The sequence below is a fragment of the Cytobacillus oceanisediminis genome (genome assembly GCF_022811925.1).
Taxonomy (GTDB): domain Bacteria; phylum Bacillota; class Bacilli; order Bacillales; family Cytobacillaceae; genus Cytobacillus; species Cytobacillus oceanisediminis_D.
The window spans coordinates 42,382-64,068 of sequence record NZ_CP065511.1 but is presented as its reverse complement, the minus strand read 5'-3'; the positions used below and the strand labels follow the sequence as shown (position 1 = coordinate 64,068).

General features: G+C 43.6%; 24 protein-coding genes. All 24 read left to right on the top strand.

Annotated features, from left to right (window positions below):
- Positions 1-46: 46 nt before the first annotated feature.
- Positions 47-736 carry a stage II sporulation protein R gene (gene spoIIR / locus IRB79_RS00325; RefSeq protein WP_243506211.1) on the top strand — a complete coding sequence of 230 codons (690 nt, stop codon included), beginning with the start codon at positions 47-49 and terminating at the stop codon, positions 734-736.
- 171 nt (positions 737-907) lie between these two features.
- Entirely contained in the window at positions 908-1,288 is a 381-nt protein-coding gene (gene gsiB / locus IRB79_RS00320; RefSeq protein WP_243506210.1) for a KGG domain-containing protein, read from the top strand.
- A gap of 185 nt (positions 1,289-1,473) precedes the next feature.
- Entirely contained in the window at positions 1,474-1,920 is a 447-nt protein-coding gene (locus tag IRB79_RS00315) for a GNAT family N-acetyltransferase (protein WP_243506209.1), read from the top strand.
- A gap of 177 nt (positions 1,921-2,097) precedes the next feature.
- A complete protein-coding gene (locus tag IRB79_RS00310; protein WP_243506207.1) occupies positions 2,098-3,141 on the top strand; it encodes an L-threonylcarbamoyladenylate synthase in 1,044 nt (347 codons plus the stop codon).
- A 113-nt stretch (positions 3,142-3,254) separates the two neighbouring features.
- Positions 3,255-3,806, top strand: a complete 552-nt coding sequence (locus tag IRB79_RS00305) for a manganese efflux pump MntP (protein ID WP_243506206.1) — start codon at positions 3,255-3,257, stop codon at positions 3,804-3,806.
- Positions 3,807-3,996: 190 nt separating this feature from the next.
- Entirely contained in the window at positions 3,997-4,437 is a 441-nt protein-coding gene (locus tag IRB79_RS00300) for a low molecular weight protein arginine phosphatase (protein WP_243506204.1), read from the top strand.
- Positions 4,438-4,454: 17 nt separating this feature from the next.
- Positions 4,455-5,750: a methyl-accepting chemotaxis protein gene (locus IRB79_RS00295; protein ID WP_243506202.1), complete on the top strand. Its 1,296-nt coding sequence runs from the start codon at positions 4,455-4,457 to the stop codon at positions 5,748-5,750.
- Between the two features lie 115 nt (positions 5,751-5,865).
- A complete protein-coding gene (rpiB, locus tag IRB79_RS00290) occupies positions 5,866-6,306 on the top strand; it encodes a ribose 5-phosphate isomerase B (protein ID WP_048010927.1) in 441 nt (146 codons plus the stop codon).
- A 22-nt stretch (positions 6,307-6,328) separates the two neighbouring features.
- On the top strand, positions 6,329-6,895 hold the full coding sequence (locus IRB79_RS00285) for a TIGR01440 family protein (protein ID WP_431833404.1): 567 nt from the start codon (positions 6,329-6,331) through the stop codon (positions 6,893-6,895).
- A gap of 433 nt (positions 6,896-7,328) precedes the next feature.
- The gene (glyA, locus tag IRB79_RS00280) at positions 7,329-8,570 is read left to right on the top strand and encodes a serine hydroxymethyltransferase (RefSeq protein WP_071159499.1); all 1,242 of its coding nucleotides are present in this window, start codon (positions 7,329-7,331) and stop codon (positions 8,568-8,570) included.
- A gap of 154 nt (positions 8,571-8,724) precedes the next feature.
- Positions 8,725-9,354: a uracil phosphoribosyltransferase gene (gene upp, locus IRB79_RS00275; protein WP_221876853.1), complete on the top strand. Its 630-nt coding sequence runs from the start codon at positions 8,725-8,727 to the stop codon at positions 9,352-9,354.
- Positions 9,355-9,439: 85 nt separating this feature from the next.
- Positions 9,440-10,591, top strand: coding sequence for a non-hydrolyzing UDP-N-acetylglucosamine 2-epimerase (gene wecB, locus IRB79_RS00270; protein WP_243506197.1), 1,152 nt, complete (start codon positions 9,440-9,442; stop codon positions 10,589-10,591).
- Positions 10,592-11,074: 483 nt separating this feature from the next.
- Positions 11,075-11,671 carry a hypothetical protein gene (locus IRB79_RS00265; RefSeq protein ID WP_243506195.1) on the top strand — a complete coding sequence of 199 codons (597 nt, stop codon included), beginning with the start codon at positions 11,075-11,077 and terminating at the stop codon, positions 11,669-11,671.
- Between the two features lie 87 nt (positions 11,672-11,758).
- Positions 11,759-11,998 carry a hypothetical protein gene (locus IRB79_RS00260; protein ID WP_243506193.1) on the top strand — a complete coding sequence of 80 codons (240 nt, stop codon included), beginning with the start codon at positions 11,759-11,761 and terminating at the stop codon, positions 11,996-11,998.
- 171 nt (positions 11,999-12,169) lie between these two features.
- The gene (locus IRB79_RS00255) at positions 12,170-13,459 is read left to right on the top strand and encodes a serine hydrolase (protein ID WP_243506192.1); all 1,290 of its coding nucleotides are present in this window, start codon (positions 12,170-12,172) and stop codon (positions 13,457-13,459) included.
- Positions 13,460-13,537: 78 nt separating this feature from the next.
- Positions 13,538-15,805: a S8 family serine peptidase gene (locus tag IRB79_RS00250; RefSeq protein WP_279401043.1), complete on the top strand. Its 2,268-nt coding sequence runs from the start codon at positions 13,538-13,540 to the stop codon at positions 15,803-15,805.
- A gap of 301 nt (positions 15,806-16,106) precedes the next feature.
- The gene (locus IRB79_RS00245) at positions 16,107-16,328 is read left to right on the top strand and encodes an AtpZ/AtpI family protein (RefSeq protein WP_221876849.1); all 222 of its coding nucleotides are present in this window, start codon (positions 16,107-16,109) and stop codon (positions 16,326-16,328) included.
- Between the two features lie 5 nt (positions 16,329-16,333).
- Positions 16,334-16,708: an ATP synthase subunit I gene (locus tag IRB79_RS00240; RefSeq protein ID WP_009332224.1), complete on the top strand. Its 375-nt coding sequence runs from the start codon at positions 16,334-16,336 to the stop codon at positions 16,706-16,708.
- A gap of 21 nt (positions 16,709-16,729) precedes the next feature.
- The gene (gene atpB, locus IRB79_RS00235) at positions 16,730-17,443 is read left to right on the top strand and encodes a F0F1 ATP synthase subunit A (protein ID WP_113882338.1); all 714 of its coding nucleotides are present in this window, start codon (positions 16,730-16,732) and stop codon (positions 17,441-17,443) included.
- A 75-nt stretch (positions 17,444-17,518) separates the two neighbouring features.
- Positions 17,519-17,731, top strand: coding sequence for a F0F1 ATP synthase subunit C (gene atpE, locus IRB79_RS00230; protein ID WP_009332220.1), 213 nt, complete (start codon positions 17,519-17,521; stop codon positions 17,729-17,731).
- A 149-nt stretch (positions 17,732-17,880) separates the two neighbouring features.
- Positions 17,881-18,402 carry a F0F1 ATP synthase subunit B gene (locus IRB79_RS00225; RefSeq protein WP_113882337.1) on the top strand — a complete coding sequence of 174 codons (522 nt, stop codon included), beginning with the start codon at positions 17,881-17,883 and terminating at the stop codon, positions 18,400-18,402.
- Positions 18,399-18,935 carry a F0F1 ATP synthase subunit delta gene (locus IRB79_RS00220; protein ID WP_243506191.1) on the top strand — a complete coding sequence of 179 codons (537 nt, stop codon included), beginning with the start codon at positions 18,399-18,401 and terminating at the stop codon, positions 18,933-18,935. Before IRB79_RS00225 ends, IRB79_RS00220 begins: the two co-directional genes overlap by 4 nt.
- A 24-nt stretch (positions 18,936-18,959) precedes the next feature.
- On the top strand, positions 18,960-20,468 hold the full coding sequence (gene atpA, locus IRB79_RS00215; protein WP_243506190.1) for a F0F1 ATP synthase subunit alpha: 1,509 nt from the start codon (positions 18,960-18,962) through the stop codon (positions 20,466-20,468).
- Positions 20,469-20,680: 212 nt separating this feature from the next.
- On the top strand, positions 20,681-21,538 hold the full coding sequence (locus tag IRB79_RS00210; RefSeq protein ID WP_009332212.1) for a F0F1 ATP synthase subunit gamma: 858 nt from the start codon (positions 20,681-20,683) through the stop codon (positions 21,536-21,538).
- The last annotated feature ends 149 nt before the right edge of the window (positions 21,539-21,687 follow it).

The window sequence follows — 21,687 nt, the reverse complement described above, 5'->3', positions numbered from 1 at the left end:
TAGTTTAAGATTCTGGCATCCTGTCCACACTGTGGATAGTGAAGGGATGGTGCCGGAAATGTTGAATACAAAAACGATTGTGAAATTATATGTACTGATTTTATCCTTAGGAACCATTTTAAGTTTATATATACCGCAAACAGAAGTCACAGCAGATGAGCCAATGGTAATACCGAGCGAGGCAATCAGGCTGCGCATTCTGGCTAACAGCGATAATGAAGAAGACCAGGCGATTAAAAGGAAAGTAAGGGACGCAGTAAATGCAGAAATCACTGAGTGGGTGGCAGAGTTAACTTCAATCGAAGATGCCCGTGAACTGATCCAGTCCAGATTGCCTGAGATTCAAAAGATTGCCGAAAAAGTTGTAGCTGATGAAGGATCTGACCAGAAAGTAAATGCCGACTTTGGAAAAGTCAGCTTCCCGACGAAATTATACGGACAGTTTTTATACCCGGCTGGCGAATACGAAGCGATCTTGATCACTCTTGGCGAAGGAAAAGGAGCCAACTGGTGGTGTGTGCTTTTCCCTCCTCTTTGCTTCCTTGATTTCTCAAACGGTGTGGCTGTAAGCGAAGGCTTTGAAGAAGAAGAAAAGAAAGGAGAAGTAAAAGCAGAAGAAATCGCTGCTGACACTGATTCCGAAAAAGAAACCCCTCCCGTTTATACAGAGGAAGATGAAGAACCTGTAGAAGTAAAATTCTTTTTAGCTGAAATATGGGAGAAAATCTTCGGTTAGGCCTTGCTGCAGAGCAGGGTCTTTCTTTTTTAGAATCACTTTAAAAACTGGAAATCAAATTACATTTAAGACAAGCATTTAACATCTTCTTTTCATGCGTTTGATTCTACTAAAAACGGATATTTAAAGTAGTGTAACAACAAAACTTAAACAAAAAGGAGATGAAAGATAATGGCTAAAAACAACAATAATAACAACGATAAAATGTCTCGTGAGGAAAGAGGACGCATGGGCGGAGAAGCAACAAGCCGCAATCATGATAAGGAATTCTATCAGGAAATTGGACAAAAGGGCGGAGAAGCAACTAGCCAGAACCATGACAAGGACTTCTATCAGGAAATAGGCCAAAAAGGTGGAGAAGCAACAGCGGAAAATCATGATAGTGAATTCTATCAGGAGATTGGCCAAAAAGGCGGAGAAGCAACAGCGGAAAATCATGACAAGGAATTCTATCAGGAAATTGGACGCAAAGGCGGAGAAGCAACAAGTGAAAACCATGACCGCGATTTCTACGAAGAAATCGGCAGAAAAGGCGGCAAGTCGAACGACTAATTTTGCCGCGGATAAATTGCATATGATCGTAATATAAACACGGCAGCCGAATTCCTACAGCTGCCGTGTTTTTATTTTACAGAAATCTTTCTTTCTCTCACATTCTGAAATATTTTTCAAATCTAGTTCTACTATTTCTATTTTTTCATATTCATAGAGTGACAATAAGAAAATGGGGTGAAGAAATGGAAACAGGTGTAGTGAGATGTGCTGATGCTTCAGATGTGGAGAATCTGGCATCTTTTCTGGAATCGGCAAACTTAAGTACGGATGGGATAAGGGAAGCAATCGAATATTTTTTAATTATGGAGAATGATTCTGGGGATATTAAGGCTACCCTGGGAATTGAACCCCATGGAAAGATTGGTCTTTTAAGGTCCCTTGTAATGACATCCACAGCATCTGAAAAAGATCTATTTATTTTGTTTGAGCAAATATTAATGCTGGCAAGGGATAGGGGCATGGAGTCCTTGTATCTCGCATCGAATAAAAGAAACTCGCTGGCATTTTTCAGCCTGCTTGGCTTTAAACAGGAAGAAATACCGCGATTGCCGGAAGTCTTATTCGAGTCGGAGCATGTTAAACACATCCTGACTGTGGATAACTCTTTCTTTTTGAAATTATCCATGTGAATTGTGGGTATCTTGCTAAAGTTATACACAAATCCTTCTTATTTATACACAATTTGTGGATAAGACTTGAGTTATCCAGCGTCTTCTACTATACTTTCCAAAGGAATGTTCAAAAAAAATGTCGAAAACATAGGAATTTTGGCAGCAATAAAACATTTTTTGTGAAGGTGGATAACAATGATTACAAAAAGATGGTCGGTGGATAACAGTGTGGATAAAGAAGATAGTTATTCACAGTTTTCACAGGCTGCCGATCTGTTAAAAAATAATGAAGTGGTCGCTTTTCCAACAGAAACCGTATATGGATTAGGTGGGAATGCGGAAAATGATGAAGCGGTCAGAAAAATATTTGAGGCAAAAGGACGTCCGAGTGATAATCCCCTGATTATTCACATTGCTGACAAAGCCCAGCTGGACGCTTTTGTAACCGAAATTCCGCAAAATGCGCAGGCGCTTATGGATCGATTTTGGCCGGGTCCGCTTACGCTCATTTATAATCTAAAAGAAGACGTACTTTCCCATTATGCAACAGCGGGTTTATCCACAGTTGGTGTGAGAATGCCTGATCATCCATTAGCCCTGGCGCTGCTGGAGAAAACAGGATTGCCAATTGCCGCTCCAAGTGCAAATCGCTCCGGAAGGCCGAGTCCGACAACGGCTGACCATGTTTGGGAAGACCTGAATGGAAGAATAGCTGGATTAGTGGACGGGGGTCCGACAGGTGTTGGTGTGGAATCAACCGTAGTGGATTGTACAGGTGAAGTGCCGGTCATCTTAAGGCCAGGCGGCATTACCAGAGAACAGCTGGAAGAGGTTGTAGGCGAGGTCAGTGTGGATCCTGCATTAGCGGATGAAAGCCAGGCGCCAAAATCTCCCGGCATGAAATACCGGCACTATGCACCGGATGCTCCTCTTTATATAGTAGAAGGAACAAGAGAAGACATCCAGCATTTTGTTGAGGATAAAAAGCAGGAAGGCCTTTCGGTGGGAGTTCTGACGACATTAGAAAACCTGGAATTTTATCGTGCTGATTTTATCTATGCCTGCGGGCAGCGGGAAAAGCTTGAGACCGTGGCCAGCTCCCTCTATGAAGCATTAAGATACTTCAACACAACAGATGCTGATATTATTTTCTGTGAGATGTTCCCGGGTGTTGGTGTGGGGCACGCAATCATGAACCGCCTGATGAAAGCAGCAGGACACAGGGTCATTAGCAGATAGATAAAGAAACCGTTTCCTTATGAAGCGGTTTTTTGTTTTGGAAAAAGGCAATGGCATTCTAAAACCGCATGGACGTGCATATGCTGAATTAGCAAGTCCAAGGAGGCGGAAAAATGTCTGCAATGATCGGAGAAATTTTAACACTGGCTCTAATGGCATTCGCATTGGGGATGGATGCCTTTTCGGTAGGTCTTGGCATGGGGATGTACAAACTCCGCCTCAGACAAATAGCTAAAATCGGCATCACCATTGGCCTTTTCCATGTATGGATGCCTTTATTGGGAATGATAGCAGGCCGATTTCTTTCAAATACATTCGGAGCCATTGCCGGTTATGCAGGCGGGGGATTGCTCCTTTTATTAGGTGTGCAGATGATTTGGTCAAGCTTCAGGGATGATGAAGACAGCTTAATCACGCCAGTGGGCTTAGGGCTGCTGATCTTTGCCTTGAGCGTCAGCCTTGATAGTTTTTCAGTAGGCCTCAGCCTGGGAATCTACGGAGCCAAAACATTGCTTGTACTCGTGTTCTTCGGAGCCGGGGCGACCATCCTCACTTGGGCCGGCCTCCTCACCGGCAGAAAAGTCCAAAGCTGGATCGGCTCCTACAGCGAGGCTCTAGGCGGTGCCATCCTCCTTGCTTTCGGGGTAAAACTCTTATTTTTATAGACGTGAGCCTGTGTTTAAATGTTAATATTTTGTGAAAAATGGAAAGGGTGCGGGGCGGCCTTTTTCTTTTTTTGCACTGGAGCTATAGGTGTTATGGGAAATTTGTCTTATAATGTAAGAAAAGTGCAAACCGTAATATTTGAATAAAGTTTTATGGTTATAGACCGATATATAAGGAGGGAGTATCTCTGTGACAAAAGTATTATTTGTATGTACAGGAAATACTTGCAGAAGCCCGATGGCAGAAGCCATTTTAAAAAGCAAATCGCTCCCGGGTGTAGAAGTGAAATCGGCTGGAGTATTTGCAGCAGACGGCAGCGAGGCGTCCGCGCATACAAAAAGTGTGCTGGAGGAGCATGGGATTCTGCTGCAGCATCAGTCTTCCAGCATGAGTGAAGATTTAATTGACTGGGCGACCTATATTTTAACAATGACAGCCGGCCACAAAAATACCGTTCTGTCCATGTTTCCTGAAGCAGGGGGCAAAATCTTCACACTAAAAGAGTTTGCCGGAGCCGCGGGAGATATTATCGATCCATATGGGGGGCCGGTTGAGATATATAGAAATACATTTAAAGATCTGACAAAAGCGATTGAACAAATTTTGGATCGCGTAAAGAGACCAGATTAATCCAGGGGGGCAACATAATGGGGGAGAAAAAGGGCTATAAGTTTGGCCTTAGGAAAAAGCTCGTATTATTTATCACATCGCTGGCCATCATTACATACACAACAAGTGCTGTATTTCTTTACTTTTTATTTCCTGGCATTGAAGAGATGCTTCCATTTGGAGAGGGTGTTTTTACTATTTTAACCTTAGGAATGGGTATTTTTTGGTCAGGTGTTCTTGCCTTTTTTGCTGCAGGTTTCATTATCAAACCTTTACAGAAACTTGAAAAAACAGCACTCATGGCTGCCAATGGCGATATCGGCCAGGACGCAGAGCTTTCCAACTCGGATGATGAAATCCGTTCATTGGGCATTGCATTCAACCATATGCTTTTCAATTTAAGGGATATGGTCCATAAAATTGACGAGAACTTTAGAGAAACGAATGAAAAAGTAATTGCGATGTCTTCCGAGTCTTCGGCAGCTGCAGAGCAGGCAGATGCGATTGCCAGAACCATCAGCGAGATTTCCCAGGGAGCAGATAGTTCTGCGGTTTCCATTCAATCAACAGCTGAATCAATGGAAGATGTCCTGCGAATTGCTCAGGAAGTCCAGGATACAGCAAAAGCATCACAAAATGTTTCCGGCGAAATGGTTCAGGACCTGATGGAATCAAAGAAAGTGATCCATTCACTTATTTCAGGTATAGAAAAACTGGCCCACGATAATGAGGAATCACTGCAGACAGTGAAGCGTCTTGAGCAAAATGCCGTGAAAGTGGAGCAGATTATTCAGCTTGTCGGTGACATTGCAGCGCAGACTAACCTTCTTGCTTTAAATGCTTCCATTGAAGCAGCGCGTGCGGGGGACCATGGCAAAGGATTTGCCGTAGTCGCTGAAGAAGTCCGTAAACTTGCAGATGAAAGTGCGCAGGCAGTCCAGGGCATCTCAGAATTGATAAAAAACATTCAGGAAGAGGTCCGCAATGTTGTCACGCAAATCTCTTACCAAGTGGAGACTGCTAATAATGAAGTGAAAAAAGGGACGAAAACAAACGAAGTGATTGAGGAAATGGCGAAAGTGGTCAATGAAATGGCTGCATCCGTGTCTGCCATTTCAGGCCTGGTTGATAACCAGATGGAGGGAATACAGCTTACATCCACACAATCCCAGGAAGTTGCGGCAATTGCTGAAGAAACGTCAGCAGGCGCACAGGAGGTTTCAGCAGCCACTCAGCACCAGACCGCTGTGATTGGCAATGTCGAAAAACTGGCCATCGAGCTTAAAGAACAGGCAGAAAAATTAAATAGCACAATTACTAAATTTAAACTATAAACGATTTTTAAGGGAGCCAAAAATGCAGCTCCCTTTCTTTATATTTTCAAGGTTTTGTGTCAAAATAAGAGCATAATGTCAAAAATAAGCGGGCTTCAAACAGGAGGGTTTCATAATGAAAATTGCAATTGCATCAGACCATGGCGGACTTAATCTCCGCGAAGAAATTAAAAGCCTAATGGATGAAATGGGCATTGAATATGAAGATTTCGGCTGTGAATGTGAAACTTCAGTAGATTATCCGGATTATGCATTGCCTGTTGCTGAAAAGGTAGCGGGTGGCGAATTCGACAAAGGCATTCTGATCTGCGGGACTGGGATTGGCATGAGCATCTCTGCCAACAAAGTAAAGGGAATCCGCTGTGCGCTTGTGCATGATGTATTCAGTGCAAAAGCAACCCGTGAACATAATGACAGCAACATCCTCGCTATGGGAGAACGAGTGATTGGCCCTGGCCTGGCTCGTGAAATTGCAAAAGTATGGCTTTCAACGGATTTTGAAGGCGGCCGACATGAAAACCGTGTAGGAAAGATTACTGCTTACGAAACGAAGTGAATCTTCCGAAAGGGTGAGCATTTTGATTGAACAATGGAAAAAAGAACTGGATACAATCATTCGTGAATTTTGCGAACAAGTTCCTTTAAGTGAAAAGCATATTCTTGTAGTGGGCTGCAGCACAAGTGAAGTAGCCGGGAAAAGAATAGGCACAGCCGGAACGGAACAAGTGGCTGAAATGATTTTTGAGCTTCTGGACAAGCTTCGCCAGGATACCGGGGTAGCTCTGGCCTTTCAATGCTGCGAACATTTGAACAGAGCACTCGTAGTAGAGAGGGCTGTTGCCGAGGCAAAAAATCTGGATGAAGTGACAGTCATCCCTCACCGCACGGCCGGCGGCGCGATGGCAACATATGCCTATGAACACTTCAAAGACCCCGTCATGGTGGAGTTTATCGAGGCAGATGCCGGCATCGATATCGGCGACACACTGATCGGCATGCATCTGAAACATGTAGCCGTTCCGATCAGGACCTCTCAAAAATCAGTCGGCGAGGCGCACGTCACCATGGCCAAAACCAGGCCGAAGCTAATTGGCGGGGCCCGGGCGATCTATGAACGAAACTCTGATAACACATCGTGCAGGTAATGAAAGGTCAAGTAAAGCGGATCAGTTTTGTGGGAAAAACTTAGATAATAACCTATCAATTTGCTGCCCCAATTGCCTAGCGATTGGGGCTTTATTCATTCCTATTAAATTCTCAAGTTCTTGTTCAGTTTCGCCACACCAGCCACCTATTCGGACAGCAAAAGGGGAATTCCTGTACCACGAGTCCGAACCCGAAGCTGATTCGGACAGGATAAGCGGAAATCCAAGAGTATCAGTCCGAACCACCCATGCTATCAAAACTAATTTTTGTGACAGGCACCTACCCCACTCCATCAAACTTGTATAGGTGCCTGTCACTTTTTCGTAAAACATGCTAAAATAGAAAAGAATTTTCACGAAAAGATCGAAAAATGGAGAGCCTTTACAAAGCTTTCCTTTATTAAAAGTGTGTTGGAGAAAAGGGAGGATTCTTATGAAGCATTTAGCACAGCAGGATGAGCAGGTTTTCAAGTCGATTCAGGAAGAATTAGGACGCCAGAGATCAAAGATTGAATTAATCGCTTCTGAAAACTTTGTCAGTGAAGCGGTAATGGAAGCACAGGGTTCTGTTTTAACAAACAAGTATGCTGAAGGCTATCCAGGCCGACGCTATTATGGCGGATGTGAACATGTGGATGTAGTCGAAGATTTAGCCCGTGATCGTGCGAAAGAAATTTTCGGAGCAGAGCATGTGAACGTGCAGCCGCATTCAGGAGCACAGGCAAATATGGCTGTATACTTCACTGTCCTGGAGCAGGGAGACACTGTTCTTGGCATGAATCTATCCCATGGCGGACATTTAACTCACGGCAGCCCTGTTAACTTTAGCGGCGTGCAGTACAATTTCGTCGAATATGGCGTGGATAAAGAAACACATCGCATCAATTATGATGATGTGCTTGAAAAGGCCCGTCAGCATAAGCCGAAACTAATTGTAGCGGGTGCAAGCGCCTATCCGCGTGAAATTGACTTCAAACGTTTCCGTGAAATTGCCGATGAAGTCGGTGCCATGCTGATGGTTGATATGGCTCATATTGCAGGCCTTGTGGCTGCTGGGCTTCATCAGAATCCGGTTCCGTTCGCGGACTTTGTTACAACTACTACGCACAAGACATTGCGCGGACCGCGCGGCGGCATGATCCTCTGCAAAGAAGAATATGCGAAGAAAATTGATAAATCCATTTTCCCTGGAATCCAGGGCGGTCCTTTAATGCACGTTATTGCGGCAAAAGCGGTTGCCTTCGGCGAAGCGCTTCAGGAAGAATTCAAAACATATGCAGGCAATATTATTTCTAATGCCAAAAAGCTGGCTGAAGCATTGCAGGCTGAAGGAATTGACCTTGTATCTGCAGGCACAGACAACCACTTGCTGTTAGTTGACCTCCGTTCCCTTGGCTTAACAGGGAAAGTAGCTGAGAAAGTACTTGATGAGGTCGGCATTACAGTCAACAAAAACACGATTCCTTTCGATCCGGAAAGCCCATTCGTGACAAGCGGCATCCGCATCGGTACAGCGGCCGTTACGTCCCGCGGATTTGGCGAAAAAGAAATGCAGGAAATTGCATCCATCATTGCCTTCACACTTAAAAATCATGAAGATGAAGGGAAGCTTCAAGAAGCGGCTCAGCGCGTCGAAGCCTTAACAGGCAGCTTCACTTTATACCCTGAATATTAATCAATCAGCCGGTCTCAGCAAGGGACCGGCTTTTCCATGCAAAAATGACTTTTCTTTTACAAAAGCGAATCATAGTTGCCGATGGAACTGTTTTTCTGTAAAATTAGACGAAGTGTGGTTCGACTAATCAGCATATTAAAAAGGAGAGATAATCATGGCAAAGGTTTACGTTTTTGATCATCCATTAATTCAGCATAAGCTTACATACATTCGTGAAAAAAGTACGGGCACAAAGGAATTCCGTGAGCTTGTCGATGAAGTGGCAACACTTATGGCATTCGAAATCACCCGTGATATGCCTTTAGAAGAAATTACAATTGAAACACCGGTCAGCACGATGAAGTCCAACGTACTAGCAGGTAAGAAGATAGGAATTATCCCTATTCTGCGTGCGGGAATTGGAATGGTTGACGGCATCCTGAAGCTGATTCCAGCTGCAAAAGTGGGCCATATCGGTTTATACCGCGACCCGGAAACACTGCAGCCGGTTGAATACTATGTAAAACTTCCTAGTGATGTGGAAGAAAGAGATTTCATCGTGGTTGACCCAATGCTTGCAACTGGCGGTTCCGCAATTGAAGCCATTCACTCTCTTAAAAAGCGCGGAGGCAAAAATATTAAATTCATGTGCCTGATTGCCGCTCCTGAAGGGGTAGAAGCTGTACAAGAAGCTCACCCTGACGTTGATATCTATATCGCAGCATTAGACGAAAAATTGAACGAAAAAGGCTATATTGTCCCTGGTCTCGGCGATGCAGGCGACCGTTTATTCGGAACGAAATAAATAAAGCAGCTTGAAGCACCTTTCCCTTTTTAATTCATAGAAAGATAACAGGAATGTTATCTCTATGTTAGGGGAGGTGCTTCAAATGTTTTCCTCAATAAAAGTTATGACGATTTTCGGAACAAGGCCGGAAGCCATTAAAATGGCGCCACTTGTTCTTGAACTTCAAAAACACCCTGAGCATTTTGAATCGATTGTGACCGTAACGGCACAGCATCGCGAAATGCTGGATCAAGTATTAAATATTTTTAAGGTCACACCAGATTTTGACCTGAATATCATGAAAGACCGCCAGACACTGGTGGATGTGACAACACGGGGACTTGAAGGCCTTGATAAAATTATGAAGGAAGTAAAGCCGGATATCGTGCTTGTTCATGGAGATACCACTACAACGTTTATTGCAAGCCTTGCCGCTTTCTATAACCAGATTGTATTCGGTCATGTAGAGGCGGGACTGCGCACATGGAATAAATACTCCCCATTCCCTGAGGAAATGAACCGCCAGCTTACAGGTGTCATGGCCGATCTGCATTTCTCGCCAACATCGAAGTCAGCGGAAAATCTCTTAAAAGAAAATAAAAAGAACGATAGTATTTTCATCACTGGAAACACGGCAATCGATGCACTTAAAACGACTGTTAAAGACACGTATCACCATGAAGTCCTTGAGAAGATCGGCGATGATCGCCTTGTGCTTCTGACTGCACACCGCCGTGAAAACCTGGGCGAGCCGATGCGGAATATTTTCAAGGCTATTAAAAGACTGGTTGAAGAACAGAAAGATATCCAAGTCGTATATCCAGTTCACCTGAACCCGGCTGTACGGGAAATTGCATCAGAAATCCTTGGCAGCGATAGCCGGATTCATTTGATTGAACCGCTTGACGTCATTGATTTCCATAACTTTGCTTCAAGAGCTCATCTGATTCTGACAGATTCGGGTGGAGTCCAGGAAGAAGCACCATCCCTTGGTGTGCCTGTACTTGTCCTCCGTGATACAACGGAAAGGCCAGAAGGAATTGAAGCAGGGACCCTTAAGCTTGCCGGCATTGAGGAACAGCCAATTTACGAACTGGCAACTGAACTTCTGACTAACCGGGCAGCTTATGAAAAAATGGCAAAAGCCGTAAATCCATATGGAGACGGAAATGCCTCCAGGAGAATTTGCGAAGCGATCCGCTACTATTTTCAACAGACGAATGATCGTCCGGAAGAATATAAACCGCAAAACTAAAAAAATGCACCTCTCTTAAAAGGAGGTGCATTTTTCTTTACTTTTCTAAAAAGGGGAGGGGAGAAGAGTGTCAGATTACTAGAAAATAACATGGTTGATATGTTGGTGGTTGAGTGGGTGATGATGAGAAGAGGATTCTTTATAGTATTAATCAATATTTATGTTAAAAGTCTCTTTCCCCGCAAAGCTGGAAAAGTTATGATAGAGTATAGAAGAAATGGAAGTAGAATTCACGCTGAAATATAAGTGATTAACATGCTGGTGGTTGTATGGTTATTTATAAAATGTTGATATATCAGTTTTTTAGTGTGTTTAATTGGTTTGGTCATGGTTGAAGAAATGGCGGCAGAAATGACTTCATGGTTGGAGTATTCACTCCAAAAATGTTGATGGTGGTTTTGTTGGCGGTTAGGTGGTTAGTCATGGGTAATGCCCAGCAGCGGCTGGGTGATCGGCAAGATACCAAGAAAGGTGCTGAGGACGTTGGCAAATCAGTATTTGACAATGAAGGAGCTTAAAGAGGCGCTTCCGGACATACCTGAGAATAGCTTGAAGCGTTATTTGCAGGAGCATGCAGAATACATAAATTATCGGAAAGAACACAATCGCTATAAAATTCAGGTTTCCGAAATCGAAAAGCTTAAATTCATCCGGAAATTGTATTCAGATGGGTTAAAAAAAGAGGAAGTCACAGCAAAGCTTGAGGATGCAGGCATCCCAGTCATCATTACAGTGGAAGATGACGAAGAAAGCAGCACCACCTCACTGGTGAATGTGAATTCAGAACTGACAGATATGAAAAAGCTGGTCAGCTTTCTCGTTCAGCAAAATGAACAGTCCCGTCTTACCCAGAATAAAATCAGAGAGCAAAACAAACAGCTGATTCATGAATTGCAGGAGCTTAAACAAACAATTGAAGATTTAAGAATGGCGCAGGAACAGGGATATGAAAAAGAGAGCGAAAAAGTCACTTCACTCTATGAAAAGCTGATGGCAACACAAAGGTCTGTCGAAGAAGTAGCCGGCGCACTGGAAGTTGAAAAAAGCAAAAGCATCTGGCAGAAGATATTTGGAAAGTAAAGGAATGCCCGAATTGCAAGAATTACGTTTAGACTGCTGTCTTCAGGGTAATGGCATAATGATTTTAAATACCTGGAGGTCGAATAAATGAGAGCATTAGCCGTATTAGAAGGAGCATTAATTGTCTGGATCATCATGTTGCTGGGTTCATTAATGAGTACCTTCATGTCCGAAGGTGTCATCGCCATGGTATTTAAACTGGCAGAAGGAAAAGGAATCCTGCTTACAGTATTATTAATAGCCGCGACCATAACGGATATGTGGAGAGATAAGAAGCGGGACCGTTTAATTCAAAAAGGAAAACTTGAACCGAATCAGCTGTTTTAATACATAAAGGGAGTAAGCCATCATTAATTTGATGGCTTTTTTTCTTCATTATAATCTAAAAGTACTATTTTCTGAAAATACTAAAAACTATATTGATAATCTAGCGAAAGATAGATAGTATTAATTATACAGAATATTGTATATTGGTTGATGTATGAAGGAGATGAAAATTTGAAAAGGTTAAAGTTATTGTTAATAGTATTGGCATTATCCTTAAGTTCTGCAGTATTTTCTGGAAATATGGTGAATGCCGAAGAACGGTCTGGACAGAAATTAAGTCATGCCCATCCGAAAAAAGCTGGCTTTGATCCTGAAAAATTGAAGGGTATTGATAAAGCCATTACGAATGCCATTGAGGATGGTGTTACACCCGGTGCAGTGGTTCTCGTGGCCAAGGATGGAAAGATTGTCAAAGAGGAATCGTATGGATATGCACAAAAATACGATATGGGGGAATTGCTCAGTAATCCCCGAAAAATGAAAAAGAAAACAATCTTCGATCTTGCTTCAGTTACGAAGGTGATGGGAACAACTCAGGGTATTATGAAACTTGTTAGTGACGGTGAACTTTCAGTCAATGACAAGGTATCTGAATATATACCTGAGTTTGCTCAGCATGGAAAAGAAGATATTACAGTAGCTGACTTGCTGACACACACCTCAGGATTGACTCCTTGGAAGCCGACATACCTATATGCTGATAATTCGGAAGAGGTACTGAATTATATAAACCAGCTGCCCCTTGAATACCCGACTGGCACTGACAGAAGATATAGCGATTTTAGCTTTATGATGCTGGGTTTTTTAATTGAAGAGATAAGTGGACAAAAATTGGATAAGTTCTTAGAAGAAAATATTTATAAACCGTTAAAAATGCATGATACGATGTTTGCTCCTCCTGAACATTTCAAGCAAAATATTGCGGCTACTTCCTGGGGAAATCCTTATGAATATAAAATGATTGATGACCCTAATTTCGGGTACTATGTTGAAGAAAGCCCGGATATGTTTAAATACTGGAGAAATTACACCTTAGTTGGAGAAGTTAATGATGGGAATAGCTTCTATGGCAATAAAGGAATAGCAGGCCATGCCGGTTTATTTTCAACAGCAAGGGACCTTGCCGTATTGGGCCAGACCATGTTAAATGGCGGAACTTATGGAAAAACCCAAATGTATGAAAAAGAAGTGATTGATGCCTTTACCTCTCCTAAGCGCTTTGGCCAGGGGTATGGCTGGGAGTTGAATAAAAGCTGGTACATGGGAGATCAGTATTCTGACAAAACCTTTGGCCATACTGGTTTTACTGGAACACAGGTTATTATTGATCCAGAGGAAAACCTTCAGATTATCCTGCTAACGAACAAACAAAACAATGGCCCTTTACCAAGCGGATCATACCGCAGCACAGGCGCTCTTTCTAAAGAAGTAGCTAATATTGTTTATGAATCCTTGAACTAGCCGTTTATTTTATATCGAATTACGCATACAAGGTACCTATTCAGCCCACCCTAAAACAAAAAGAGGGTGGGTTTTCTTATGAAAAAATTCTTGCTGATCATAACAGTAATATTCTTGTATTTGAGCCAAGCTCCTGTTTCTGCCCGGACACTTTCACACCCTCCTATTCCGAAAGAGTCAACTGATATAGAAAAAGTGGCTATCGTAGTACTAAAAGATGCGAAGAATGAACAGGAAATTAAAAAAATGATAGACCACAATCCTGATCTGCAAATTAGGCATACATTCAATCAAGCATTAAACGGCTTTTCAGTTAAAGGAAAGCAATCTGCATTGGAAAGCCTGCAAAAGATAGAGTCAGTATCTTCTGTTTCACAGGTTAATACCTATCATGTTCATTCCGATGACAATATCAAGCTGATTGGCGGCATTAATGCCAGAGGCTATTATGACAGAGATAATCAGCGCCTAACAGGCAAGGGTGTGAAAGTAGGCGTAATTGATACCGGCATCGATTATAATCATCCGGACTTACGAAGGAGCTATGGCGGCGGACGTGATCTGGTGGATAATGATAAGGATCCGATGGAGACAAAGGCTGCCGGGGGACAAGGCACACTGCATGGCACTCACGTCGCGGGAATCATTGCAGCAAATGGCAGAATTCAAGGGGTCGCGCCCGAAGCAACCATCATCGCATACAGGGCTCTTGGACCAGGCGGCAGTGGAACAACAGAACAGGTGATAGCGGCCATTGAACAGGCAATAAAGGATAAAGTTGATGTGTTAAACCTTTCCTTGGGAAATAACGTAAACGGACCTGACCTTCCGATAAGCATGGCCCTGAATAAAGCAGTTGAAAAGGGAATAACGGCAGTCACTTCATCAGGCAATTCGGGCCCGAATATTTGGACGGTCGGATCACCGGGCACAGCGTCGAAGGCCATTTCTGTAGGAGCCTCTACACCAACAATGAAGGTGCCATTTTTGAGCATAGGCGGGCGGGAAATTCGTCTTGATTTGCTGCAGGGTTCAAAGGATTGGGAATTTGACCGATCCTATGAAATGATCGATGGAGGACTTGGTCATCCTGAAGAATTGAAGAATGCCGAAGGAAAAATGGTATTAGTGGAAAGAGGTGAACTAACGTTTACTGATAAGGCAGTCTATGCAATGGAAGCAGGAGCAGAGGGAATCATTATTTTTAATAATACAAAAGGCAGGTTCTTTGGCAATCTGGACAGTGGAGTTCCAATTCCGGTTGCGGCGTTATCAAAGGAAGAAGGAGAGGAGCTCAAGAAGCTTATTAATGAAGGAAGACTCCTTGCCCGGACTAATATAATAGAAGAAAGGGATATCCTGGCTGACTTTAGCTCCCGCGGGCCCGTTACCTCCACATGGGAAATCAAACCAGATGTTGTGGCACCTGGAGTCGCAATAAATAGCACCATTCCTGGCGGTTACCTGCCGCTGCAGGGTACAAGCATGGCCGCTCCGCATGTCGCAGGAGCCTGTGCCATCCTGAAGCAGGCTCATCCCGAATGGGGGCCGGAACAGATTAAGGCAGCACTTATGAATACCGCTAAGCTTCTTATGAATACAGAAGGACAAACATATAGAACTTATGAGCAGGGAGCAGGCAGAATCCAGCTTGATCAAGCGCTGAGAGCAGAAACGCTTGTCCTCCCGGCTTCACTTCAGTTTGGGAAATTTCAGATCGCGGACAGGCTGCATGAACACAGCAGTTTTATAACGGTTGAAAATATAAGTGAAAAAACACAGACCTATTCCTTTTCCGTACCCTATAAAGAACAAGGCATCAATTGGGAAATGCCTATGGCGTTTCAACTGAAACCGGGTGAAAAGAAAAAGGCGGAAATCAAAATGTCTGCAGACCCTACTCTTTTAAAGAAAAAAATCCATGATGGGTACTTGCTGATGAAGGCAGGTGCCGAAACTATCTGGATTCCATATCTGTATGTGCTTGAGGAGCCGGATTATCCAAGGGTGATGGGATTCGGACTGGGCAAAGGAGATAAGCCGGGCACGTATCGCTATGAAGTGTATCTTCCTGGCGGGGCAGAAGAGTTCGGAATTGCCATGTTTGATTCGGAAAGCCTCCGGTTCATGGGATTTCTGGACTGGAAAAGAAATGCTGGCAAAGGACAGCTGCTGCAGGAAATTCCTGCAAATAAGCTTCCAGGGCCAGGGCTGTACCTTGCAAAGGTATTTGCCAAAAAAGCCGGCAAGGAAGATTGGATTGAAACTTATTTATTTGTGAGGCCGGATGGGCAGCTTGGGGACCCGGAACCTTCGGCAAATAAGAAGAGCACACTCAGTAGGTGAAACACAAAAATAAAGCGTTTTCAGGAGCGATGCAGAAACTCGCTCCTTTTTCAATAGATATCCGAAATTTAAATGTGATAAATATGTGAACATACCATATTTTTACCTTTTTGTTTGTGAACTTTTTCACTCCAAACGCATTGACATTGACAAAGCCCTATTGTATGCTTACAAAGGGTAAAAGATGATAGGGTTTTCAAAATATTTTTGCAGACATATTTCCCACTTCTGCATGATGTTAATGTGATTAATTATGGCCTCAAAACCCACTTACCATTCTCTTAAGGGAGGATGCGTTTTTATGCGTCAAAAAGACCGCAACCCATTTAAGGCGATGGCCTTAATGTCCGCCATTCTTTCTCAGTTAGTAGGTTCCACGCTCATTGGCATTTTCGCCGGAAGGTGGTTTGACAGCAAGGCAGGAACAGAGCCGTTATTCCTATTAATCGGCTTGTTCATTGGACTGGGCGCCGGGATATACGCCATGCTTCGCTTAATCCAACATTTCTTCACAGGAGAATGAACATCATGCCGGAAATCAAAGTAACTTTTCAAAGACAGCGAAAATACATATTCCTTTTGTTGTCTGTATACGTTCTCGGCTGGGGTTTTACACCATATCAATCTATTTTTCTGGGCTTGATCTTTGGTACAAGCCTGAGTCTGTTCAATCTGTGGCTGATATCACGAAAGGCGCTGCAGTTTGGAGAGGCAGTCGAGAGAGGCGAGAAGGTGCGTTCACTTGGAACGGTATCCAGAATGGCTACAGCAGTTTTTGCTGTCATGATCGCTCTGGAATATCCTGATAAGCTGCATCTGATCAGTGTGGTATTTGGATTAATGACATCCTATATTGTCATTATGATAGATTATTTTCTTCAATCTTTTCAATTACGTAAATAGCGGGAAGAGAGGTGAACACTATTGCATCATGAAGCTCCTATAGTGGACTTTTTAGGATTGAATTTTAACTTATCAAACGTACTGATGATTACAGTGGCAAGTGCTGTTGTTTTCATTATTGCTTTGCTTTCAACCCGTCGATTGGCCATGAAACCAACGGGGATGCAGAATTTCTTCGAATGGATTATGGATTTTGTTAAGAATATCATTAACAGCACGATGGACTGGAAGACAGGCGGAAGATTCCATATCCTTGGATTAACCCTGATCATGTATATCTTTGTTTCAAACATGCTCGGACTTCCGTTCGCAATCACTTATGATCACACTTTATGGTGGAAATCGCCAACAGCCGATCCTGTTATCACATTAACATTAGCGGCAATGGTTGTTGGGCTTTCGCATTACTATGGCGTAAAGCTTAAAGGAGTAGGAGAATACGGCCGTGATTTTATCAGGCCAATGCCTTTCTTGTTCCCATTGAAAATCATTGAAGAGTTTGCAAACACTCTGACGTTGGGACTTCGTCTTTACGGTAATATCTATGCGGGTGAAATCCTGCTGACATTGCTTGTCGGAGGACTGGCTCACGCCGGTGTAGGCGGAATGCTTGCAGCAATCTTGCCGACACTTGTATGGCAAGGATTCTCAATCTTTGTCGGATCTATTCAGGCATTCATTTTCTGTATGTTAACAATGGTTTATATGGCACACAAAGTGAGCCATGACCATTAATATATACCTGTTCATTTCATGGACAAAACATTATAAACAAATAAATTTTCATACAATTTAAGGAGGAACTCAATAATGGGTCTTTTAGCAGCAGCAATTGCAATCGGTTTAGCAGCACTAGGTGCCGGTATCGGTAACGGTCTTATCGTATCAAAAACAGTTGAAGGTATGGCTCGCCAGCCAGAAGCTCGCGGTATGCTTCAAACTACAATGTTCATCGGGGTTGCGTTAGTAGAGGCTGTTCCGATCATTGGCGTTGTTATCGCGTTCATGGTTATCGGCGGTTAATTAATACTGTACCAATCGTTCTAAATGGCGAAGATCATTCCGTGAACCTTCGCCATTCCTTTATGTTTTTTTACCGTAAAACTAATTCGGAATCATGCATATGACTCCGTTTCATAAGTGGAACAACTCTTGAAGGGAGTGAATCGAGGGTGTTAACAAACAGTCTAGTATTAGGCGCTGCAGGCGGCGGTTTTAACGGCGGGGACATTTTGTACCAGCTGATCATGTTCATTATCTTGTTGGCATTGCTGAAAAAATTCGCGTGGGGTCCTTTAATGGGCATTATGCAGCAGCGTGAAGAGCACATTGCCAGTGAAATCCAAGCGGCAGAAGAAAGCCGTACAGAAGCAAAAAAACTTTTAGAAGAGCAAAGAAATCTTTTAAAAGAAGCACGTACAGAAGCACAGGGCCTTATCGAAAATGCGAAGAAGCAAGGCGATGTGCAGCGTGAGGAGATCATTGCGGCTGCCCGCACTGAGTCTGAACGCATCAAGGAATCTGCTAAGCTTGAAATCGGGCAGCAGAAAGAACAGGCGGTTGCCGCTATCCGCGAGCAGGTCGCTTCATTGTCTGTCCTAATTGCTTCCAAGGTTATTGAGAAGGAATTAAGTGCAGCTGATCAAGAAAAGCTGATCAATGAATACATTCAAGAGGCAGGAGAAAAGCGATGACGGGCTCCACAGTAGCAAAGCGCTACGCGTTGGCTCTTTTCCAGCTTGCGAATGAACACCAGCTTCTTGACCAAATGGAAGAAGAGCTTCGTGCAGTGAAAGAAGTAGTAACTAATAACTCAGATTTAAAGTCTGTATTGAAATCTCCAAAGCTTTCAATTGAGAAGAAAAAAGAGATTTTAAAAGACGCTTTTGCATCTGTGAACACGTTTGTACTAAATACGTTAATGATATTAATTGAACGCCACCGCGAAGATCATATCGCTGATGTGGCAGATCATTTTATAAGCCTTGCGAATGACAAAAAAGGGATTGCGGATGCGAAAGTATACACTGTTCGTCCGCTGACTGAAGCAGAGAAGAAAGCATTATCTGTGTCATTTGCAGCTAAGGTTGGGAAAAAATCACTTCGTATTGACAATATAGTTGATACTAACTTGCTCGGCGGCATCAAGCTTCGAATCGGAAACCGGATTTTCGACGGCAGCTTGCGCGGGAAGCTAGAGCGTCTTGAACGTCAATTATTAGGCTAAGATTCGTAGATAGGGGTGAAACTCATGAGCATCAATGCTGAAGAAATCAGTGCGCTGATAAAAAAGCAAATCGAAAACTATCAGTCGGAAATTCAAGTGAGTGATGTAGGTACGGTTATCTCTGTTGGTGACGGTATCGCTCGTGCTCATGGCCTCGACAATGTCATGGCTGGAGAACTTGTTGAATTTTCAAACGGCGTTATGGGTATGGCACAAAACCTTGAAGAAAATAACGTCGGTATTATCATTTTAGGACCATTTACAGAAATCCGTGAAGGCGATGAAGTACGCCGTACGGGCCGCATCATGGAGGTACCTGTTGGTGAAGAACTGATCGGCCGCGTAGTAAACCCTCTTGGACAGCCAGTAGATGGCATGGGACCAATTAACACAACAAAATCACGTCCAATTGAAAGCCCGGCACCAGGTGTTATGGATCGTAAATCCGTACACGAGCCGCTTCAGACAGGCATCAAAGCGATTGACGCTCTTGTGCCAATCGGCCGCGGACAGCGTGAGTTAATCATCGGTGACCGTCAAACAGGTAAAACATCCGTTGCAATCGATACAATCCTGAACCAAAAAGATCAGGATATGGTATGTATCTACGTAGCAATCGGACAAAAAGAATCTACAGTTCGTAATGCAGTAGAAACACTTCGTAAGCAAGGTGCACTAGATTACACAATCGTTGTAACAGCATCTGCATCACAGCCTGCTCCAATGCTATACTTAGCTCCTTATGCTGGTGTAACAATGGGTGAAGAGTTCATGTACAACGGCAAGCACGTTCTTGTTGTGTATGATGACTTAACAAAGCAAGCTTCTGCTTACCGTGAGCTTTCATTGCTATTGCGTCGTCCTCCAGGCCGTGAAGCTTATCCAGGGGACGTATTCTACTTGCACAGCCGCTTGCTTGAGCGCGCTGCTAAGCTTAGCGATGCGAAAGGTGCAGGTTCAATCACTGCGCTTCCATTTATCGAAACACAAGCAGGGGACGTTTCTGCTTACATTCCAACAAACGTTATCTCAATCACTGATGGACAAATTTTCCTTCAGTCAGACCTATTCTTCTCTGGCGTACGTCCGGCGATCAACGCAGGTCTTTCTGTATCACGTGTAGGTGGATCTGCACAGATCAAAGCAATGAAAAAGGTTGCAGGTACACTGCGTCTTGACCTTGCTTCATACCGTGAACTTGAATCATTTGCCCAGTTCGGTTCTGACCTTGATAAAGCAACTCAGGCTAAACTTAACCGTGGTGCCCGCACAGTAGAGGTTCTAAAGCAGGATCTTAACAAGCCGTTAAAAGTTGAGAAGCAGGTAGCAATTCTATATGCTCTTACGCGCGGCTTCTTAGATGACATTCCTGTACAGGATATTCGTCGTTTCGAATCTGAATTCCTTTCTTGGTTAGACCATAACCGCAAAGATTTGTTAGACCATATCGTGAAAACAAAAGAGCTTCCTTCTGATGACGATATGACATCTGCGATTAACGACTTTAAGAAAACTTTCGCAGTATCCGAATAATGGAGATTGCCTGGATGGGGAAGTGCTCCCCATCTAAGCAACTCAATTCGGTTCTGACAAACAATAAAAAGCGGAAGCGCCTTGGTCAGCCCCGACAAGCATAAGACGAGCCCAGCAGGAAGGTGTACTTTCCTTCCGGAAGGGATTGGCTTATGACTCGAGGGGCTAGGCGCTGCAGCTGGCCTAATCTTGAAAAAGGGTGGTGAGAACCTGTGGCATCATTACGCGATATAAAAAATCGTATTACTTCTACGAAGAAAACGAGTCAAATTACAAAAGCAATGCAGATGGTATCGGCTGCGAAAATGAATAAGGCAGAAATGAATGCAAAGTCATTCGTGCCTTACATGGAAAAAATCCAGGAAGTTACGGCATCCATCGCTTTGGGAAGCAAAGATGTATCACATCCAATGCTGACCAGCCGCCCTGTCAAGAAAACTGGTTACCTGGTAATCACGTCTGACCGCGGACTTGCGGGAGCTTATAACAGTAACGTTTTGCGAAACGTCTACCAGACGATTCAAAAGCGCCATAAATCACCGGATGAGTATGCAATCATTGCGATCGGACGTGTTGGCCGCGACTTTTTCAAAAAGCGCAATATGAACGTCATTCTGGATATCGTTGCCGTTGCAGACCAGCCAGCATTTGCTGAAATCAAAGATATTGCCAGCAAAACAGTTGGCATGTTCGCTGATGAGACATTTGATGAATTATATATGTACTACAGCCATTATGTCAGCGCGATTCAACAGGATGTAACAGAGAAGAAGCTTCTTCCGCTTACGGATATCTCCAGCTCGAAAAAGCTTACATCTTATGAGTTTGAACCTTCCGCTGAAGAAATTTTAAAAGTATTGCTGCCTCAATACGCTGAAAGCTTAATCTACGGAGCGCTTTTAGACAGTAAGGCAAGTGAGCATGCTGCAAGGATGACGGCAATGCAAAATGCAACGGATAACGCTAAAGACCTTATCAACTCATTAAGCTTAAGCTACAACCGTGCACGTCAGGCAGCCATCACGCAGGAAATTACCGAAATCGTCGGCGGAGCAGCCGCGTTAGAATAATTAAGAAAAGCGGAAGCGCCTCGATCAGCCCCGACAAGCATAAGGCAAGCCCTGCAGGAAGGCGTTTTTTCCTTCCGAAAGGGATTGGCTTATGACCTCGAGGGGCTAGGCGCTGGAGCTAGACAAAAGAAAAGCGGAAGCGCCTCGGT

What these genes read in the sequence shown, in the direction of transcription:
- IRB79_RS00310 (WP_243506207.1), top strand. Translation starts at nt 2,098, where the DNA reads ATGATTACAAAAAGATGGTCGGTGGATAACAGTGTGGATAAAGAAGAT.
- glyA (WP_071159499.1), top strand. Translation starts at nt 7,329, where the DNA reads ATGAAGCATTTAGCACAGCAGGATGAGCAGGTTTTCAAGTCGATTCAG.
- gsiB (WP_243506210.1), top strand. Translation starts at nt 908, where the DNA reads ATGGCTAAAAACAACAATAATAACAACGATAAAATGTCTCGTGAGGAA.
- wecB (WP_243506197.1), top strand. Translation starts at nt 9,440, where the DNA reads ATGTTTTCCTCAATAAAAGTTATGACGATTTTCGGAACAAGGCCGGAA.
- IRB79_RS00245 (WP_221876849.1), top strand. Translation starts at nt 16,107, where the DNA reads ATGCGTCAAAAAGACCGCAACCCATTTAAGGCGATGGCCTTAATGTCC.
- IRB79_RS00240 (WP_009332224.1), top strand. Translation starts at nt 16,334, where the DNA reads ATGCCGGAAATCAAAGTAACTTTTCAAAGACAGCGAAAATACATATTC.
- upp (WP_221876853.1), top strand. Translation starts at nt 8,725, where the DNA reads ATGGCAAAGGTTTACGTTTTTGATCATCCATTAATTCAGCATAAGCTT.
- IRB79_RS00295 (WP_243506202.1), top strand. Translation starts at nt 4,455, where the DNA reads ATGGGGGAGAAAAAGGGCTATAAGTTTGGCCTTAGGAAAAAGCTCGTA.
- IRB79_RS00220 (WP_243506191.1), top strand. Translation starts at nt 18,399, where the DNA reads ATGACGGGCTCCACAGTAGCAAAGCGCTACGCGTTGGCTCTTTTCCAG.
- rpiB (WP_048010927.1), top strand. Translation starts at nt 5,866, where the DNA reads ATGAAAATTGCAATTGCATCAGACCATGGCGGACTTAATCTCCGCGAA.
- IRB79_RS00250 (WP_279401043.1), top strand. Translation starts at nt 13,538, where the DNA reads ATGAAAAAATTCTTGCTGATCATAACAGTAATATTCTTGTATTTGAGC.
- IRB79_RS00260 (WP_243506193.1), top strand. Translation starts at nt 11,759, where the DNA reads ATGAGAGCATTAGCCGTATTAGAAGGAGCATTAATTGTCTGGATCATC.
- atpE (WP_009332220.1), top strand. Translation starts at nt 17,519, where the DNA reads ATGGGTCTTTTAGCAGCAGCAATTGCAATCGGTTTAGCAGCACTAGGT.
- IRB79_RS00315 (WP_243506209.1), top strand. Translation starts at nt 1,474, where the DNA reads ATGGAAACAGGTGTAGTGAGATGTGCTGATGCTTCAGATGTGGAGAAT.
- atpA (WP_243506190.1), top strand. Translation starts at nt 18,960, where the DNA reads ATGAGCATCAATGCTGAAGAAATCAGTGCGCTGATAAAAAAGCAAATC.
- spoIIR (WP_243506211.1), top strand. Translation starts at nt 47, where the DNA reads ATGGTGCCGGAAATGTTGAATACAAAAACGATTGTGAAATTATATGTA.
- IRB79_RS00305 (WP_243506206.1), top strand. Translation starts at nt 3,255, where the DNA reads ATGTCTGCAATGATCGGAGAAATTTTAACACTGGCTCTAATGGCATTC.